Raw genomic sequence first — 18,438 nt, 5'->3', positions numbered from 1 at the left:
GTACAGACCCTTTTTTCTATTTTATTCCTACACTATCAAATGCATCAGCTACTGCATTATATTCCACACTATTACTTCCATAAATATCTTCTGCTGATTGAAGTAACGCAAGTCTTGCATCATAAAAATTTGATTTATTTGTTAAATATGTTGTTAAAGCTCTATAATATATCTGACCTGTTTTTTCTGGTCCAATGCTATCCATTACAAGATATGCAGCTTTATTTGGTATACCAGAGTTTGTATGAACTCCCCCATGATCATCAGTTGTATCTACATAATCATTCATATGAGAAGGTTGTTTTCTATAAGCTTTACTGCTTCCTGGGTCTTGTAAATCTCTCAAAGCATCTCCTTGAATATCTGGTGTCCATACATCTTCTCCACATAAATAATCGGCTTTTTCTGGTTGATATTCAAATTCTATTAATGTTCCAAATACATCAGAAAAAGATTCATTTAAAGCTCCTGATTGTCCTTCATACTCAAGACCTGCCTCATATTCTGTAACCCCATGAGTCATTTCATGACCAACTATATCTAATGCTCCAGATAAAGATGCTGCTGTTTTTCCATCACCATCACCATATGTCATTTGATTTTCATACCAAAAAGCATTAACATAATTTTTACCATAATGTACTGATGATACAATATCCATTCCTCTATCATCTATGCTATTTCTTCCAAAATTATTCTTATAATAATCATATACATAACCTGCGTATTTATGGGCATCTACAGCAGCTTTATATTCTTCTTCATCTAATCTATTATCTTTATCATACATAATATCCCCAGGTAAGAAATACTTAAGCCAATATTCATTTTGAGGAAGCCTACTAGCATCATAAGTTCTTATTTGTATTCCATCTCTAGTATCATCTATCATGTAATATTTTCCATTTCTATAATCAAGATTTATTTCTTTTTCATCACCTAATACACCTGTTCCACTTCCTTTAACCGAAGCTGTTGCCATTCTATTGCTTTTATTAACAACAGCTCCTGTTTTAGCATGAATAAAAATATGCCAATCTGCTGCTTCTGGCTCTAAAACACCTAATCTTACTTCATAAACTGGAATATATGATTCATTTAATTCATAAAAATAATATTTTACTTCTGGCTCTCCTATAATTTTATCAGCATTAACCTCAGATTTTGCAATTTCAATAGCTGACTCTTGACCTATATCTAAAGATCTCCTTCTTCTTTTAGGAAATTTATCGTATATTTCATTATCAATTTGTCCATTAACAGCATATATACTTCCTTCTTTATCAAAATGAACTATGTATTGTTTACCATATAAAGGAGTTCCTTTATACATTTGCTGCAGTTTAATATGTGTATATCCTAGATTATCAGTTTTTTTGCTTATTAACTCGAATTCTTCTTTAGGATTGTTTATTTTAAATGTATCTTTATTTTCTTCGAAAAATTCTACAGCTCCATCCATATTTTTTTCTTTTTTATTAGAAAGCTTTCCTTTTAAAAATCCTAAGTCACTCTTTTTATTAAACTTTATTATATTCTTTTCTAATTTTTTATTTTCTTTCTCTAATTTTTCTTCTTTTTTTATTAATTCTTTCTCTTCTTTTATTTTATCTTTTGACTCTTTCTCATCCTCTTTTGTAATTATTTTATCATTATTAATTTCTTCATTATTAGGTACTTCTTTTTCTTCTTTTACTAAATTTTCTTCTTCCTTAACTTTACCTTCTGACTCTTTTTTATCTTCTTTTGTAGTTGTTTCATCAGTCTTTATTTCTTCATTATCAACTGCTTCTTTTTCTTCTTTTATTAAATTTTCTTCTTTTTTAACTTTATCTTCTGTTTCTTCTTTAGTTGTTTCATTAGTCTTTATTTCTTCATTATCAGCTTCTTCTTTTATTAACTTTCCTTCTTCACTAACTTTATCTGGTGATTCCTTTTGATCTTGTGTATAAATTTGTGCATCTTCTTGTATAATTATTTTATTAGTATCTACTTCTTCTGCATTGGATATTGGAGATAATAACAAAGATCCTGTCATAACTGTAGAAAGAGCTATAGATGCTAACTTTTTTTTCTTTTTCATAATAATCCCCCCCTAATAAACTTTAGAAATTTTGTTATAGTTTCTTAATTAAATACATAATATAATAGTAAATAAAATCCTTCAAACTAATAAAAATATATATAAATTTATTTTTATGTAATAAAAAAGCATGAGTAACTTAATAAAAAATCACTTTCGCGTAATTTTCTTAAAATTATTATTTTTTTAATCATATTCCTCTTACATAAATAATCTCACTAAATAAAAATCCTATTGCTTTAATAAACAATAGGATCTCTAATTTATATTACTTTTTTTCTTATTAAATATAATTTATTTAATAATTTTATTTCATTCTTCTTACTTAAAAGAGCTTTTAAATCATTATCTTTAAACTCTATTTGATATGATGATTTTATATGAGGAACTATTCTTTTGACTTTATTAATATTTACAATATAAGATTTATGAGTTCTAAAAAAGTCCATAGATAACCTTTTTTCTATATCATAAAAAGATTCATAAAAATCTACCTCTAAATCTTTTGTATATATTTTAGTTATTCTTCCATTCTTCTCAAACATAATAATATCTTCTAAATTTATTATATATTTTTCTCTAGATTTTTTAAAAATAAATTTTTCTTTATTGTTACTTAAATTTTTTTTAGCTATTTTTTTTATATTTATATTTTCTACAGCCTTACTTAAAGTTTCTAAGAGTCTTTTTTCATTAAAAGGTTTCAATATATAATCCAAAGAATAAATACTAAATGCATCTAATGCATATTCTTTAAAAGCAGTTACAAATATTATATAAATATCTGGATTTACTTTACATATTTCTTTTGCTGCATCAATTCCATTTTTATGAGGCATATCTACATCTATTATAAGTATATCAAAGTCACCTTTTTTTATATTTTGTACAGCCTGTACTCCATTTTCTGCAGTTTTTATAAATTCTATATCCTTTATATTATTTATAGCTCTTACTATATGATTTCTTATTACTTTATCATCATCACATACAAGCACTTTAACTCCCATAATCACATCTCCTTTAATAAATTTTTATAATATAAAACCTGTACTAAATGTACAGGTCTTACATTATTTTTGTAGTTTTTTAGGAGTTTTAGGTTGATAATACAAATTTGTACTAGCTGCGCTAACAACAGTTCCTGCTACCATCGCTAAAAAATCTGATGCAATAGTTAATATTTTTAGTTTTAAATTTTTCATTTTAAAATTCCCCCTTTTAATTTATTATCAAATTTATTCATAACAATGTAAGCCTTTGGATATACTGATATCATCTGTAAAAAAATTCCAATAAATCCTGATAATATCAACGAGTATGATACCTTAAAATAAACTGCAATAATCATAGCAAATACATATATAACCAAAAGGTACAAAGTTAACTTTTTAAATTTTTTCTTCTCTAGTTCATCTTTTATAATTCTATTTTGATTGTCATTGGGTACAAAATTGATTATCATATATAAACTATGTATTATTATTGATAAACTTAAAATACTAAATATATTATAATTTATATTTTTTTCAAATATCTTTATTAATACTGAAAATAAAGTAAATATGCTTAATGATATTATCATACATCCTTTATATGTACTAGAATGTACCCCTCCAGAAAAAATTCTAAATAAAGCAAAAGAAAATGATAATATTAAAATATACTTTAATATTCCAAATATAAAACCTAATATTATCAACATAATTATTTTAAAAATAGATCCTATAACTGCAAATAGTCCATATTCTATTACTTCTCTATCTTCTTCTTCCATATTTAATTCTTTTTTAAAGTAAAGAGATATTTTATTACATATAATTTCTATCATATTACCACTCCATTAGTATTTTGGAATCACAATAGTAAACTCAGTTATACTTTCACTACTTTCTACAAATATACTCGATTTATATTTATCTAATATTTGTTTTACTATATAAAGACCATAACCTCTATTAATTCCTTGTTTTGTGCTAAATCCTTCATCAAATATCTTTTGAGTATCTTCTATTTTATTTCCATTATTTCTAATTTTAAATATATAAAACAAATCATCTCCACAAATACATAACTCAACATATTTTTTATCTTTTCTAACCTCATCTAATGCATCAAATGCATTATCTATTATATTTGATAGTATATTGCATAATTCAAAATTAGGAATTTTAAAACCTTTTATTTTGATTTTTATATTTATATAAAATTTAATTTTTCTATGTATAGCTTGTTCTTGCTTTAAGCTTATAACAGCATTTAAAAATGTGTTTCCGGTTTCAACTGATATACCTTCACTATTAATATGTTCAGCTAAATCATTTATATAATTTTTTGCTTCATCATAATTATTAGTATGCAAAAGAGATGATACTATTTGAATGTGTCTTAAATAGTCATGTCTTTGTTTTCTTAGTACTTTAATATTCCTTTTCATATCTTCTAAATTTTTTTCTAGTAAAATATCTTCATATTCTTTTTTTATATTTTTTTCAAATAATTTCAATGAAATAATTATCATTAATGAAAGTGCTATTATTGAAAAAACAATTATAAATACTGTGAATCTTTTTTCTAAATTCCAACTCTCGTTTCTAAATATATATAAATAAATATTAAATAATATTAATACTATAAAAATTAATAAAAAGGATATTTTTACTACGAAGTTACTATTCTTACTAATTTTTTCATTATTTGAGCTTATACAAGCATTGTAGATAACTATATTTTTTTTATATATTATTAATGCTATTATTCCTAAAGAAATTATAGAAGGATAAAAAGCAATCATTCTTAAAGCTTCATTTTTCATCAAATCATCATATGTCATTCCTAACAAATATATAAATATAAGATTTATATATTGGGTTAAAAATGATGCCATCCATCCAATAACAATTGCTATAAAAGAGTTTTTTATATTAACTTTAATAAGTAAATTAGTTATTATAACTAAAAACAAAAACGTAGATATACTATGAATTCCAAATGGAACTTTTATATAATTAAAAAGTATATAAACAAAAATTCCTTCAATAAAAGATATCAATATTAATTTTTTTAAGCTAACTCTATATCCTATTAATGTCAATCCAATTAAAAATATAAAAAATGCTTCTGGTATGCTTCCGGTTAAAATAGTAATCCATGTTATGTTTTTCAAGTTTATCACCACTGTGAATTAAAAGAATTTTATGTAAATTATAACATATGTAGATATTTTTTGTATATATACTAATTAATTTTATACTTACATATCTTATATTTCTATTTTCATTACATAAAGTAAAAAAATTCGCTTCATGCTATCGCATGGCTCATGTCGCCAACGAGTCCTAACGGACTCCGTTGCTCAAAATAGTTGATACTTTTATTCAGTTACCAAAGTTATCAACAGTTTAAAAAATTTATAGTTTCCTATAGAATAATAAAAATAGAGCCAACTTTTTAAAGTTGACTCTGCTTTTATTATAGATTTACTGTTTTATTTTTTTCTTCTTCTAAAATACTTTCTATAAATTTGTCAATTGAAATAGATCCTATTTCTCCTTTATCTCTTGAACGAACAGATACTTCATTCTTCTCTTGCTCTTTTTCTCCTACTATTAGCATATAAGGAACTTTTTCAAGCTGTGCTTCTCTTATTTTATATCCTATTTTTTCTGCTCTATCATCAATTTCAACTCTAATTCCTTTTTCAAATAATATATCTTTTACTTTTTTAGTATATTCCATATATTTATCTGAAATAGGAAGTACTTTAACTTGAACAGGAGCAAGCCATAATGGGAATTTACCTGCAAAATGCTCAATTAAAATACCTATAAATCTTTCTATACTACCAAATGCAACTCTATGAATCATAACTGGTCTATGTTTTTCTCCATCTTTACCTACATAAGTTAAATCAAATCTTTGAGGAAGCTGCATATCTAATTGTATAGTACCACATTGCCATGTTCTTCCTATACAGTCTTGAAGATGAAAATCTATCTTTGGTCCATAGAATGCTCCATCACCTTCATTCAACTTATAATCAAGTCCTAGTTCTTCTAAAGCTTCTCTTAATCCATTTTCAGCTACTTCCCACTCTTCATCAGTTCCTATAGAATCTTCTGGTCTTGTTGATAATTCAACATGATATTTAAATCCAAAAGTAGTATAAACTTCATCTATTAATTTAGCAACACCTTTTATTTCATCTTTTATTTGCTCAGGAAGCATGAATATATGAGCATCATCTTGAGTAAATGCTCTAACTCTCATAAGTCCATGTAATGCTCCTGAAAGCTCATGTCTATGAACTCTTCCTAGTTCTGCAACACGCATTGGAAAATCTCTATAAGAATGCATTTGAGTTTTATAAGCAAGCATACCACCAGGACAGTTCATAGGTTTTATAGCATAATCCTCTTCATCAATTTGAACTGTATACATATTTTCTTTATAGTGATACCAGTGTCCTGAAGTTTCCCATAAACCTCTATTTAATATAATAGGAGTTTCTATTTCTACATAACCATCTTTTTTATGAATATCCCTCCAAAATTCTAAAAGCTTATTTTTAAGTTCCATCCCTCTAGGTAGGAATAATGGGAATCCTGGTCCTTCTTCTGGTAATACAAATAATCCTAGCTCTTTTCCTAATTTTCTATGATCTCTTTTTTTAGCTTCTTCTAGCATATTTAAATATTCTTCTAGTTCTTTATTCTTTTCAAATGAAGTCCCATATATCCTTTGAAGCATTTTATTTTTTTCATCTCCACGCCAATATGCACCTGCTACACTTAAAAGCTTAATAGCTTTTACTTTTTTAGTCGTAGGTAAATGTGGTCCTCTACAAAGGTCTATAAAATCTCCCTGTTTATAAAAAGATATTACTTCTCCTTCTGGAAGATCCTGAATCAGCTCTATTTTATAATCTTCATTTTTTTCTTTCATAAGTTCAATTGCTTCTTCTCTAGAAAGTTCAAATCCCTCTATTTTTAAATCTTCCTTTACTATTTTTTTCATTTCTCCTTGTATTTTATCCAAATCCTCTGGAGTTAATCTGTGATTTAAATCTATATCATAGTAAAATCCATTTTCTATAGCTGGTCCTATTGCAAGCTTTGCCTCTGGATATAGTCTTTTTATAGCTTGTGCTAGTATATGGGCACTTGTATGTCTAAATACTTCTTTACCTTCTTCATCTTCGAATTTTAATAAATTAACATTTGCATCTTCTTCTAATTTATAGTCAAGTCCAACAGTTTTTTCATTTACCTGACCTGCAACTATATTTCTAGCAAGCCCTTCACTTATAGATTTTGCTACATCAATTATAGAAATTCCTTTATCAAATTCTTTTACAGAACCATCTTTTAAAGTAACTTTTATTTTTTCCATATATTCTTCCTCCTAACCTTTTGTTTTTGTAAAAGTGTTTTATTAATTAAAAAAACCCGTCCCTAAAAATATGGGACGAGTTGTTATTCTCGTGGTTCCACCCAAGTTGGCAAAAAGCCCTCTTGAAGACTATAAGGTAGTCACCCGAAATCTTTTCACCTATTAGGCTACTAAATCCAGCTCCAAGGTAGTTTTCAGTTAACCATATTTAGAAATACTTTCAGCCCATGGCATTTCCTCTCTTTAAACTGGGTTTAACTTACTCTTCCTTTTCTTAGCTTTTTTCATTTTCTTTTATTTTCTTGAATTATATATTTATTTTGAATATTTGTCAATATTTTTTACATATTAATTACAATTAATCCTTGTATTATTCCTATTACCAAACCTAATATAAGTCCTAATATTTCTATATGCTTTAATTCTTTTTTTGCTATATTTATAATTATTTCTTCTAGTTTTTCTAAGTCAAATTCATTTATTTTATCTTCTACCATTGTTCCTATTTTTATTCTTGATGTAGATTTATGAATTAAATCTTCACTTAATTTAGTAATAACATTTGCTATTTCTTCTTCTACTACTTTATCTATATAATCTTTTATCATTTCTTTGAATGTTGTTGGAATAAAAGGTGGTAATTTTTCTTCTACTATACTCTCTATTTTATCCTTTATAAACTTAATTATACTAGTTTTATCTTCTTCTCTTATCAGTTTATCAATTATTTCTTCTATTGATATTAATTCTTTTTCTACTACTTCACCTACAGATTTAGCTATCTCTTTTCTTCTTTTTGGTATCAACCCTACTATTTCTAAATTGATTATAGGAATTTTAATTGGCTTTATAGGTCTAAATATAAGCTTAATTGCAAGAATATTAGTAATCCATCCTATAATTGCTCCTATAGTTCCTAAAAATAATACCTTTATCATTTACTGCCTCCTTAATAATATTCAATATTTACTATTTTACCTAAATCTTCAAGTCTTTCTTTTATTTCTTTTACAATTTCTAGTTTTGATGATAGATTATTTGGAAAATCTATGTCTTTATGAGCTGGATTTATGCTTCTTCCTACTAAGAAATTAATATGGGTGGATTCATCTAATAATATTTTTAGAATCATATAAACTCCATTTTTGTATTGATTATTTTTAAATATATCATCAATATGATGTTTACTTGTTTTATAGTTTTCTAAAATTTCTAATACCTTTTTTAAGGTTAACACACCTTCTGTCACTAAATCAATATCTTTTATGTGTCCAATTGGTGGTATATCTTCTTTTATATTTTCCATATCTATTTCTATCTCCTGATTAAGCTCCCTTGCTACTATTTTTGCAGCAGTACCTCCACATACTATTTTCTTACCTTCACCTTTAATTAATTTTCCTACAACCATTCTATCATCTTCTTCATTAAGAGGTGGACCTGTAAATATAGTTGAATGTTTTGCATTAGTAAGCTTTAGAATCACTACTGTTGTATCATCTCCTGGTATTTCTTGATATAAGTGATTGCATGTTGAAATAATTTTTTTAGCTATACTCAGTGACGCTAAATTTAAAGGAATCTTCTTTATGTATTTTCCTATATTATCTATATCCCAACCTAAATTTAAAATCACACCTACTCCAGCATTTAAAACCCCATCACTTATAGATATTAGAGTATCTTCTTTTTTCAAATTAATCTTAATTTCTTTTACTTTCCTACCTGATATCAAAATTTCTTCTTCCTGTATAGGAATAACTTTTCCTTCTCTTTTAAGTAATACAGGAGGATTGTCAAATCTTGCTATATAACACTCTCCACTGTGTAAAATATATATAATTGTAAAAGTAGAATAAGCAAGATTTCTTACTTTGCATGTAGGAAGTGTATTAATTATTGTATTAACAACATCTTCTATGGTAAGTCCATTTTTTATCATAGTTACAGCTATTTTTGAAGTTAATGTTGCTAATATATTTGCTTTTACTCCAGACCCTAATCCATCCGATAAAACAGCTATTACTCCTTCATCAAATCTTTCTATTTCAACATTATCACCACAAAGCTCTTCACAATATTTATTAAGGCTTAAATATCCTATATCTACAAAATATCTTTTAATCCTCCTCATCCCCCTTCATAGCAAGCTCCTTTAATCTAGTAAGTATTACTTTAGTTTCAGCTGTAGTTTCTCCAAGAAGTGATGCTATTTCTTGAGCAACTCTCATCTGTTTTTCTATAATATTTTGAGCTGTATTTATTGTATTTATTTTAACTTCTCTAAATTTTTTCTTTTGATTCTCTTCATTAGTAATATCACTGTATATACCTATTATAGCCCTATGCTCTTTTAAATAGATCATGTTTCCTATAATATCTTTGTTAAATTCTTTCCATTTAATTTTTTTAGATAAAATACTGGTTTTATTACATAAAATATCTATAAAATCACTTATATCAATATAATCCCCTATGTACTCGCCTATTAATTCTTTTCTTTCTTTATTTATAACCCTTGCCATTGAGTTATTTATATCTATTATTTTGAAATTTTCTCCTATTATAACTATGTAATTAGGCGTAACTTCAAATATAACATTGCTTAAAGCTTCTACTCTATCCTTCATATAAGGCATACACATATGAGGTTCTGCAAGTCCTCTATATACAGCTATTGCTTTTTCTCTACAAGTATCATATCCACACGCTCCACAATTAAGCTCATCTTTAACGGTTTTTTTACCCATAGATATTAATATATCTCTTATCTCATATTCCTGTGGGTCTTTAAATTTTAATTTTTCTTCTTCAAATTTTTTATTCAAATCTATATTTCTATATATTTCTCTTACTTCATCTAAAAAAGTTTCATGTAAAACTCTTTTTTTAGTATACTCTTTTACTTTATTTTGTCTATAATAAATACCTTTTTTATTCTTAAATCCTATTCCACCAATACATGATCCACTACAAGAATTCATTTCAATAAATACATTTTCAAGTTCATTATTATTAATACTTTCTATTAAATCTTTTACATTATCTAAACCTGAAACTTTTATTTTATTTATATTATCTAAATCTAGTTCAATTCCTTCTTCAATTGGAAATAAGCATATATCTCCTAAGGGCTTATTATCAAAATCACTTTCACTTAAAAAATTTATATCTATTTCCAATTCCTTTATCAAATTAAAACATTCTTCAAAAGTAAGTACTTTATCAATTATTCCTCTATTTTCAAAATCTAATGCTTCATATTTTTTTGATATGCAAGGTCCTATAAATACCACTTTTATATCTTGTCCATATTTTTCTTTTAGGTACTTCCCGTGTGCTATCATAGGAGACTGCACTGGAATTAAATATTTGCTAATTCCGCCATGATACTTTGTTATAAAATAATTAATTGTAGGACAACAAGAAGATATATATATTTTTTGTTTATTATTACTTATATATTTTTTATACATATCTGCAACTATCTTAGCTCCAACTATAGTTTCTTCAACCTTATAAAATCCTATTTCCTTAAGAGCAGTTATAAATTTTTTATAATCTATTCCTTCTAAGTCTGCTATAAATGATGGTGCTAAACTAGCTACTACTTTGTATCCTAATTTTATATATTCTTTAACTTGTCCTAAATCTGATTTTATTTTTTTTGAATCTTGTGGACATACTTTAAAACATCCTCCACATCCTATACATAAATCTTCAACAATATAAGCTTTATCTTTCTCCATTTTTATTGCTTTAACAGGACAATGTCTTATACATTTATAACAGTGTTTACAATTTACATTTGAAAAATTTAAAATATTTTTCATGAAATCATCTCCATAATTTTTTAATTTATCTCTATTCATAGTTTATATTTCTAATATTGTTATGTCAATTTCTACAAAAAAAATAGAGCATCAAGCTCTATAGTTAACTTTTACCCTACCTTCAAAAATAGCTTTTATTGTTTGTATAATCTCTTTTGAAACATTATTTTCTAAATTATCCCATATCCAAATTTCCTTAGGACATAAAGTTATTAATATGCTTATTAAAAAATCTTCATAATTCATATTTTCTTTTAAAGCTAAGTTAAATATATCTTTAGTATAATTATTCTCTAAATCTTGATCATATTTATCACAAAGTCTAAAAGTGCCTTCTCTTTCTATATATAACTTTAAAATGTCTACTTTTTCTTGCTGAACATCAACAAAATATTTAAGAAGTTCTATAAACTCACTATAGTCTTTTTGAAGTAAATATTCTTCAAGACCTCTATCTTTTATCTGTATTATATAATCCATAAAATCTCTTAATCTAAATTTTACAAATCCATTTATATTAATATAATCACTACTTGCTAAGTATTCATATATTCTATTAAAAAGTATTTCTCTTATAAAAGTTTCTTTTTCATTAAATAAATTCAAAGAATATTTATATATATCATCAAGTTCTGTTATATATATATCTTTATAACTTTTATTTACTATTTTTTTTAAAATATTATTTTTTACTACATTTACAATCATATTTGTAAGCTCTAAACAAATAAATATCTTTATATCTTCTTTTTTATTATCATCCATGTATATATCAATTTCTAAAATATCATCCATATTTTTTACTTTTTTTGATACTTTAATAGAATCTGCTAACTTAATTGCTAAATCTTTATAATCACCTGTTATACCTAAAGAAATTTGTTCCAATTAGGTCACTCCTTTCTAGTCATAATAGGAATTATAGATCCTAAATCTATTAATTTATTTTCTCCTAAAATTACTATTTTCTTACCTTTTTTATCTAAAAAATCTTTTATTTTTAGATAGTTGACGTGTTTTTTTACATCACCCAAAAAAGCTAATTCATTTTCTGATATAAGTCCTGTACATCCTCCAATAAATCCATAATTCATTCCAAATAAATCTATATGTCCTTTTTTTATTAATAAAGAATCTATATTATGTTTTATAACTTCTTTATGTATTCCCTCATCAGATGTTATTATTGAATTTTCATCGACTATACATATAGAGCATTTTGAATATCCCTGCTTTACATCTATCTTTTTAAGTTTTTTTTCATTTATATAGTTCAATATATTTTCTTCTGTATATTTAAAATTATGAACTGCATATTTTCCAAAAATAGCAACATTGTAAGATATATTTTGAGGATATTTGCTTTTTAAAAACTCATTTCCTTTTATGACATTAAATCCAAAAGGATTTAACATATCTTCATAATACTCATATACATTTGGAGCTACAACTATGTTTTTTTCTCCAAGATAACATAAAACTATATCTGGATGATATTTTATTGCATCATAAACTTCACTACACTTACATGTTTTTAGTATTTCTATTTTTTTATTTTTTAATACATCTTCTATATTTTTAGGTATTCTTTTATCTACTAATATTAATGAAACTTCTTTATTTGGTATAAATGGTTTATCTAAAAATTTCATATTATCACCTCTTTTTTATTTTCAAAAAAAATCCCAATATTATTTTAAATAATATTAGGATTTTTTTAAGTATTAATATATAATTTTTTATCTTTCCCCTTTTTCGTAAGGCTGTCCATTTGCAGCTGGTCCATTTGCTTTTCCAACAAATAAAATTAGTACTATTATTGTTATTATATACGGAACCATTGATAATAGATTTTCAGATACTGTAAATCCTATATTTGGATTTCCTAAGAATACTACAAGTCCTGTTGATGCTCCGAATAATAATGAGGCAAGCATTGCACCTTGTGGTTTCCATTTACCAAAAATAAGTGCTGCAAGTGCAATGTAACCTTGTCCTGAAATTAAAGTTGGTCTAAATGTTGAAACTATAGCCAAACTCATAGAAGCACCACCAAAACCAGCAAGTATTCCAGACAATATTACGCATAAATATTTTATTTTATATACATTTATACCTAATGTATCTGCTGCTCTAGGATGTTCTCCAACAGCTCTTATTCTAAGTCCAAGCTTAGTTTTATATAGTACATACCAAGTAACAAAAACTAATACGAAGGCTAAATATACTGTTGAATAAGTATTAAATACTATATCAAGAAAACTTCCTTTTGCAAAAAATCCATCAAATGGTCTTGGTATTTTTTGACCTAAATCTATTGCTGGAGTCATAGTAGATCCATCAAACATTCTTCTACATAAAAATAATGCAAACCCTGGTGCTAAGAAGTTAATTGCAATTCCAGATACAACGTGATCTGCATTAAATTTAACTGTTGCTATTGCATGAAATAGTGCAAATATTCCACCAGCTATTCCTGCTGCTAAAAAAGCTAGCCATGGATTTCCAGTAAGTACTGCTGTTGCAGCTCCTGCAAAAGCTCCTATTGTCATCATACCTTCAAGTCCTATATTTACAACTCCAGCATTTTCTGAGAAAACTCCTCCAAGAGAAGTAAATATAAGGGGTGTTGAGTACATAAGGGTTGTGCTAAGTATCATAGCTAAATTTTTAAGCATCAGCTTTTCCTCCCCTCATTTTATCTATCATTATTTTTACCAATCTAACTGTCGCTATAAAGTAGATTATAGAACCTATAACTATATTAATTACCTCTGTTGGTGCACCAATGTTTTGCATTTTACCTCCGCCATATTTAAGAGCACCAAATAAAAGTCCTGCAAGTAATGCTCCAAGTGGTGTATTGTTTCCTATTAGTGATACTGCTATTCCGTCAAATCCATATCCTTCTTGAGCAGCAAGTATTGTTATTTTATGAGATACTCCCATTACATGCATTGCTCCTGCTGCTCCTGCTAGTAATCCTGCTATGGCCATTGAAATTACCATAGATTTATTTACATTTATCCCTGCATACTCAGCAGCATATTTATTAAATCCAACTGCTCTAAGTTCAAATCCTAAAGTAGTTTTATAAAGTACATATGATATTATAATTATCAGAATTAAAGCTATTACAATTCCCCAGTTTACCTTAGTAGCAGGCCCGACTAAAGACTTAAGCCATGTTATATCTATAGTTGCTGTCCTTTGTATATCATATGAAGCCTCACTATTTGGTTTTCTAAATCCTTCTAACATAATAAAATAATTTGAAAGATAAAAAGCAATCCAGTTAAGCATTATAGTTGAAATAACTTCGTTAACTCCAAATTTAGATTTTAAAAAACCTGAAATACCTCCCCATAAAGCTCCAGCTATACATCCACTAATAAGTGTTAAAGGAATGTGTATAATAGCTGGCAAATGTAGAAAATATCCTACAAGTGTTGCTGCTAAAGCACCTACTATAAACTGACCTTCTGCTCCTATATTGAAAAGCCCTGTTCTAAAAGCAAATGCAACAGACAAACCAGTAAGAATAAGTGGAGTTGCTTTAATTATTGTCCATGCCATATATTTAGGTTTACCAAATATACCATTAAGCATTTCACTATATCCTTCTATAGGATTAAATCCAGAAGCCGTAAGAACTATTGCTCCAACTATAAGTCCTAAAAATATAGATATTAAGGTATATAATAAAGTATCATTAAATATCTTTTTATTTTTCATTTTCAACACCTCCTGCCATCATTAGGCCTAGTGTGTTCTCATCAGCATCTTTTGAGTCTACAGTTCCAACTATTTTACCTTCATATATTACAGCAATTCTATCAGAAACACTTATAACTTCATCTAACTCTAATGATACTAAAAGAACTCCTTTTCCTTTGTTTCTTTGTTCTACTAGTGATTTGTGAACAAATTCAATAGCTCCTACATCAAGTCCTCTTGTTGGTTGTGTAGCTATAAGTAAGTCTGGGTCATTAGTAACCTCTCTAGCTATAATTATCTTTTGCTGATTACCTCCAGATAATGCTCTAGCTTTCAATGTTTCATCTGCTGGTCTTACGTCAAATTTTGCTATTAGATCCCTTGCAAAACTCTTTATGTTCTCTTCTAAAAGCCTAAATCCCTTAGAAAACTCCTTTTTGGAATAATTTTCAAGAACCATATTTTCTGCTACTGTAAAGTCAAGAACTAATCCTCTTTTTTGTCTATCTTCAGGTATGTTTGAAAGCCCAAATTCAAATATTTCTTTAGGAGTTTTGTTAGTTATATTATTCCCATTTATGAAAACGCTTCCACTTTCGCACTTTCTAAGACCAGTTAAAACTTCTACGAGTTCTGATTGTCCATTTCCATCTATTCCTGCAATTCCAAGAATTTCTCCTCTTTTTACTTCTAAAGAAAGATTGTTTAATACATTTAATCCTCTGTTATCTTTCGCAACTAGATTTTCTACCTTTAAAACTACATCTCCTAATTCTTGTTCTTTTTTATCCACTTTAAAGTTTACTTCTCTTCCTACCATCATAGCTGCAAGATCATCTTCAGTAGTTTTTTCAACATCAACAGTATCTATATATTTACCTCTCCTTATGATAGTACAAAAATCTGCTGCTTCTTTTATTTCTTTTAACTTATGAGTGATTATTATTATTGATTTTCCTTGTTTAGTTAAATTTCTTATAATATTAATAAGTTCTTTTATCTCTTGAGGTGTTAAAACAGCTGTAGGCTCATCTAATATAAGTATTTCCGCCCCTCTATATAATGCTTTTAAAATTTCTACTCTTTGTTGCATTCCAACAGTTATATCTTCTACTTTAGCTGTTGGATCAACGTGAAGACCATATTGCTCAGAAAGTTTTTTAACGTCTTTTATTGCTTTTTCAATATCAATTTTCCCTAATCCTGAAACTGGCTCCATTCCCAGGATAATGTTTTCCGCTACTGTGAAAGGAGGAACTAACATAAAATGCTGATGAACCATCCCTATACCATTTTCTATCGCTACATTAGGATTATCTATTTTCACCTTCTTTTCATTTATATGTATTTCTCCAGAAGTTGGTTGATAAAGCCCATATAGTATATTCATAAGTGTAGATTTTCCTGCACCATTTTCTCCAAGGAGTGCATGTACCTCTCCTTTATGGACAGTTAGATTTATGTTATCGTTTGCCACAAAGTTACCAAATTTTTTTGTTATATTCTTCATTTGTACAACTTTTTGGCTAAAATCTATATTTCCTTTTACATCACTCACATTTATACCTCCTTAAATCGATTTTTTTAGCCACGTACTTTTAATTATACTAAAAAATTTTTTAGATAACAATAAATTTTATTCATTTTCAAAATTTTTTTAAAAAATAATTTATATTAATATTAAAAACATTTAATAAATATTTTTATGTTATCTTTTCTGTTATTTTACCCATAAACAAAAAATATATAAATTAATATTGTATAAATAAAAATTAAAACCCAGAATTTCTTCTGGGTTTTAATTTTTATTTCATTGCATTAAATTCTTCTTCAGTTGCAGGTACTTTTATTTCTCCACCTATTATTTTATTTTTATATTCTTTAACTAAATTTAATACATCTTCTGGAACATGTTTATCACTAGTTGGTGCTATATCAACTCCACCTTCTGCTAAACCATAAGTGATAGTTGTACCACCTTCAAATTTACCCTCTGTTAATTTTTTAGTTACATCATATATAGCATTATCAACTCTTTTCATAGCTGAAGTAATTACATTATCTGGAGCTAAGCTATTCTGATCTCTATCAACACCTATAGCATATTTGCCTTCTTCTTTAGCTGCTTCTATCATACCAGTTCCAGTATCTCCAGCAGCATGGAATATTATATCTGCTCCTTGTGAATACATTTGTTTAGCAATAGCTTTTCCTTTTGCTGAATCAGTAAATGAGTTTGCATATTGAATAAGTACTTCTGCATTAGGATTTGCTTCTTTAACTCCTGCTCTAAATCCATATTCAAATCTTTTGATAACTGGAACCTCCATACCACCTATAAATCCTATTTTGTTAGACTTAGTCATTTTACCAGCTATTAAACCTACTAAATAAGAAGCTTCTTGCTCTTTAAATGTCACTCCCACTATATTTTTAGGTGTTTTATCTCCATAAGAATAATCTATTATAGCAAATTTTTGATCTGGATAGTTTTCAGCTGCTTCTTTTACTGCATCTCCCATTTTAAATCCTATACCCCAAACTAAATCGTTTTCCTGATCTACTAAGTTTTCTATGTTTGGTGGATAATCAGCATCTTGTTTTGATTCTTGGTAACCGATTTCAATCCCAAGCTCATCTTTTGCTCTTTTAAGTCCTTCCCAAGCAGATTGGTTAAAAGATTGATCATTAATTCCTCCAACATCCGTAACCATTCCTACTTTTATTGCATTTTTTCCTTCTTCTCCACCAGCACCTTCTTCTGCTGGTTTAGTACATCCAACTACCATAGTTCCTAGCATAGTTGCTGCTAATGCAAGTGAAATCAATTTTTTCTTCATTGCCATTGTATAAACCTCCTAATTTATTTTTTGAAAACGTATGCAATACTTATAATTCTACATTTTTTTCAAAATTCCTTCTTAAAATTTTATTTTTTAAAAATTTTTTTAAAAATATTTTAATATTACTATGTAACTGTAATATTTAAAGTTTTTGAAATTAAAATATATTACTTTATCTAAATTTAGTATACCAATTGATATATTTTTTATACATATATATTTTTCTTTAACCATTCCATAAATAGTAAAAAATACACATATGTGTATTTTTTACTATTTATTAAGCATTATATTCTACTTCAAATTCATTTTCTATATATTTTTCTGCCATTACTGTTGCTATAGCTCCATCTCCTGCTGCAGTAACAACTTGTCTTAAAATCTTATCTCTACAATCTCCTGCTGCAAATACTCCAGGTATATTTGTTCTCATATTTTGATCTGTAAAAATATATCCATATTTCATTTCTAATTTATCTTCAAATAATTTTGTTTGAGGAGCAAATCCTATGAATATAAATACTCCAAATGTTCCATCTTCTTCATCTGCTACATATTCTGTTATTTCACC

General features: G+C 26.9%; 16 protein-coding genes and 1 other annotated feature. All 16 genes read right to left on the bottom strand.

Annotation, left to right across the window (positions count from 1 at the left end; all coding sequences use genetic code 11):
- Positions 1-16 precede the first annotated feature (16 nt).
- Positions 17-2,083: a M4 family metallopeptidase gene (locus BUA77_RS02065; RefSeq protein WP_084605408.1), complete on the bottom strand. Its 2,067-nt coding sequence runs from the start codon at positions 2,081-2,083 to the stop codon at positions 17-19.
- A 263-nt stretch (positions 2,084-2,346) separates the two neighbouring features.
- Entirely contained in the window at positions 2,347-3,093 is a 747-nt protein-coding gene (locus tag BUA77_RS02060; protein ID WP_072886818.1) for a LytR/AlgR family response regulator transcription factor, read from the bottom strand.
- 63 nt (positions 3,094-3,156) lie between these two features.
- Positions 3,157-3,288: a cyclic lactone autoinducer peptide gene (locus tag BUA77_RS02055; RefSeq protein ID WP_084605406.1), complete on the bottom strand. Its 132-nt coding sequence runs from the start codon at positions 3,286-3,288 to the stop codon at positions 3,157-3,159.
- Entirely contained in the window at positions 3,285-3,914 is a 630-nt protein-coding gene (locus BUA77_RS02050; RefSeq protein ID WP_072886816.1) for an accessory gene regulator ArgB-like protein, read from the bottom strand. Before BUA77_RS02050 ends, BUA77_RS02055 begins: the two co-directional genes overlap by 4 nt.
- A gap of 12 nt (positions 3,915-3,926) precedes the next feature.
- Positions 3,927-5,249 carry a sensor histidine kinase gene (locus BUA77_RS02045; protein ID WP_072886814.1) on the bottom strand — a complete coding sequence of 441 codons (1,323 nt, stop codon included), beginning with the start codon at positions 5,247-5,249 and terminating at the stop codon, positions 3,927-3,929.
- A gap of 305 nt (positions 5,250-5,554) precedes the next feature.
- Complete coding sequence (gene thrS, locus BUA77_RS02040; protein ID WP_072886812.1) at positions 5,555-7,474, bottom strand: threonine--tRNA ligase; 1,920 nt, start codon at positions 7,472-7,474, stop codon at positions 5,555-5,557.
- A gap of 68 nt (positions 7,475-7,542) precedes the next feature.
- Positions 7,543-7,759 (bottom strand) — a binding site (T-box leader).
- A 56-nt stretch (positions 7,760-7,815) separates the two neighbouring features.
- Positions 7,816-8,412, bottom strand: coding sequence for a DUF445 domain-containing protein (locus BUA77_RS02035; protein ID WP_072886810.1), 597 nt, complete (start codon positions 8,410-8,412; stop codon positions 7,816-7,818).
- 11 nt (positions 8,413-8,423) lie between these two features.
- Positions 8,424-9,608 (bottom strand): SpoIIE family protein phosphatase, encoded by a 1,185-nt coding sequence (locus BUA77_RS02030; protein ID WP_072886807.1) that lies wholly within the window; start codon positions 9,606-9,608, stop codon positions 8,424-8,426.
- The gene (locus tag BUA77_RS02025; RefSeq protein ID WP_072886805.1) at positions 9,595-11,307 is read right to left on the bottom strand and encodes a [Fe-Fe] hydrogenase large subunit C-terminal domain-containing protein; all 1,713 of its coding nucleotides are present in this window, start codon (positions 11,305-11,307) and stop codon (positions 9,595-9,597) included. Before BUA77_RS02025 ends, BUA77_RS02030 begins: the two co-directional genes overlap by 14 nt.
- Positions 11,308-11,397: 90 nt before the next feature.
- The gene (gene ytxC / locus BUA77_RS02020) at positions 11,398-12,195 is read right to left on the bottom strand and encodes a putative sporulation protein YtxC (protein ID WP_072886803.1); all 798 of its coding nucleotides are present in this window, start codon (positions 12,193-12,195) and stop codon (positions 11,398-11,400) included.
- A gap of 5 nt (positions 12,196-12,200) precedes the next feature.
- On the bottom strand, positions 12,201-12,959 hold the full coding sequence (locus tag BUA77_RS02015; RefSeq protein ID WP_072886801.1) for a DUF6873 family GME fold protein: 759 nt from the start codon (positions 12,957-12,959) through the stop codon (positions 12,201-12,203).
- 87 nt (positions 12,960-13,046) lie between these two features.
- Positions 13,047-13,985 (bottom strand): ABC transporter permease, encoded by a 939-nt coding sequence (locus BUA77_RS02010; RefSeq protein ID WP_072886799.1) that lies wholly within the window; start codon positions 13,983-13,985, stop codon positions 13,047-13,049.
- Complete coding sequence (locus BUA77_RS02005) at positions 13,978-15,042, bottom strand: ABC transporter permease (protein ID WP_072886797.1); 1,065 nt, start codon at positions 15,040-15,042, stop codon at positions 13,978-13,980. Before BUA77_RS02005 ends, BUA77_RS02010 begins: the two co-directional genes overlap by 8 nt.
- Positions 15,032-16,534: an ABC transporter ATP-binding protein gene (locus tag BUA77_RS02000; RefSeq protein ID WP_072886923.1), complete on the bottom strand. Its 1,503-nt coding sequence runs from the start codon at positions 16,532-16,534 to the stop codon at positions 15,032-15,034. Before BUA77_RS02000 ends, BUA77_RS02005 begins: the two co-directional genes overlap by 11 nt.
- Before the next feature lie 295 nt (positions 16,535-16,829).
- Positions 16,830-17,870, bottom strand: coding sequence for a BMP family lipoprotein (locus BUA77_RS01995; RefSeq protein WP_330389962.1), 1,041 nt, complete (start codon positions 17,868-17,870; stop codon positions 16,830-16,832).
- A gap of 277 nt (positions 17,871-18,147) precedes the next feature.
- Positions 18,148-18,438, bottom strand: a 291-nt coding sequence (locus BUA77_RS01990) for an FAD-dependent oxidoreductase (protein ID WP_159428929.1), incomplete at its 5' end; no start/stop codon positions are given.

The sequence above is a fragment of the Tepidibacter formicigenes DSM 15518 genome, from assembly GCF_900142235.1.
GTDB lineage: Bacteria > Bacillota > Clostridia > Peptostreptococcales > Peptostreptococcaceae > Tepidibacter > Tepidibacter formicigenes.
This window is presented reverse-complemented; position numbering and strand designations above follow the sequence as displayed.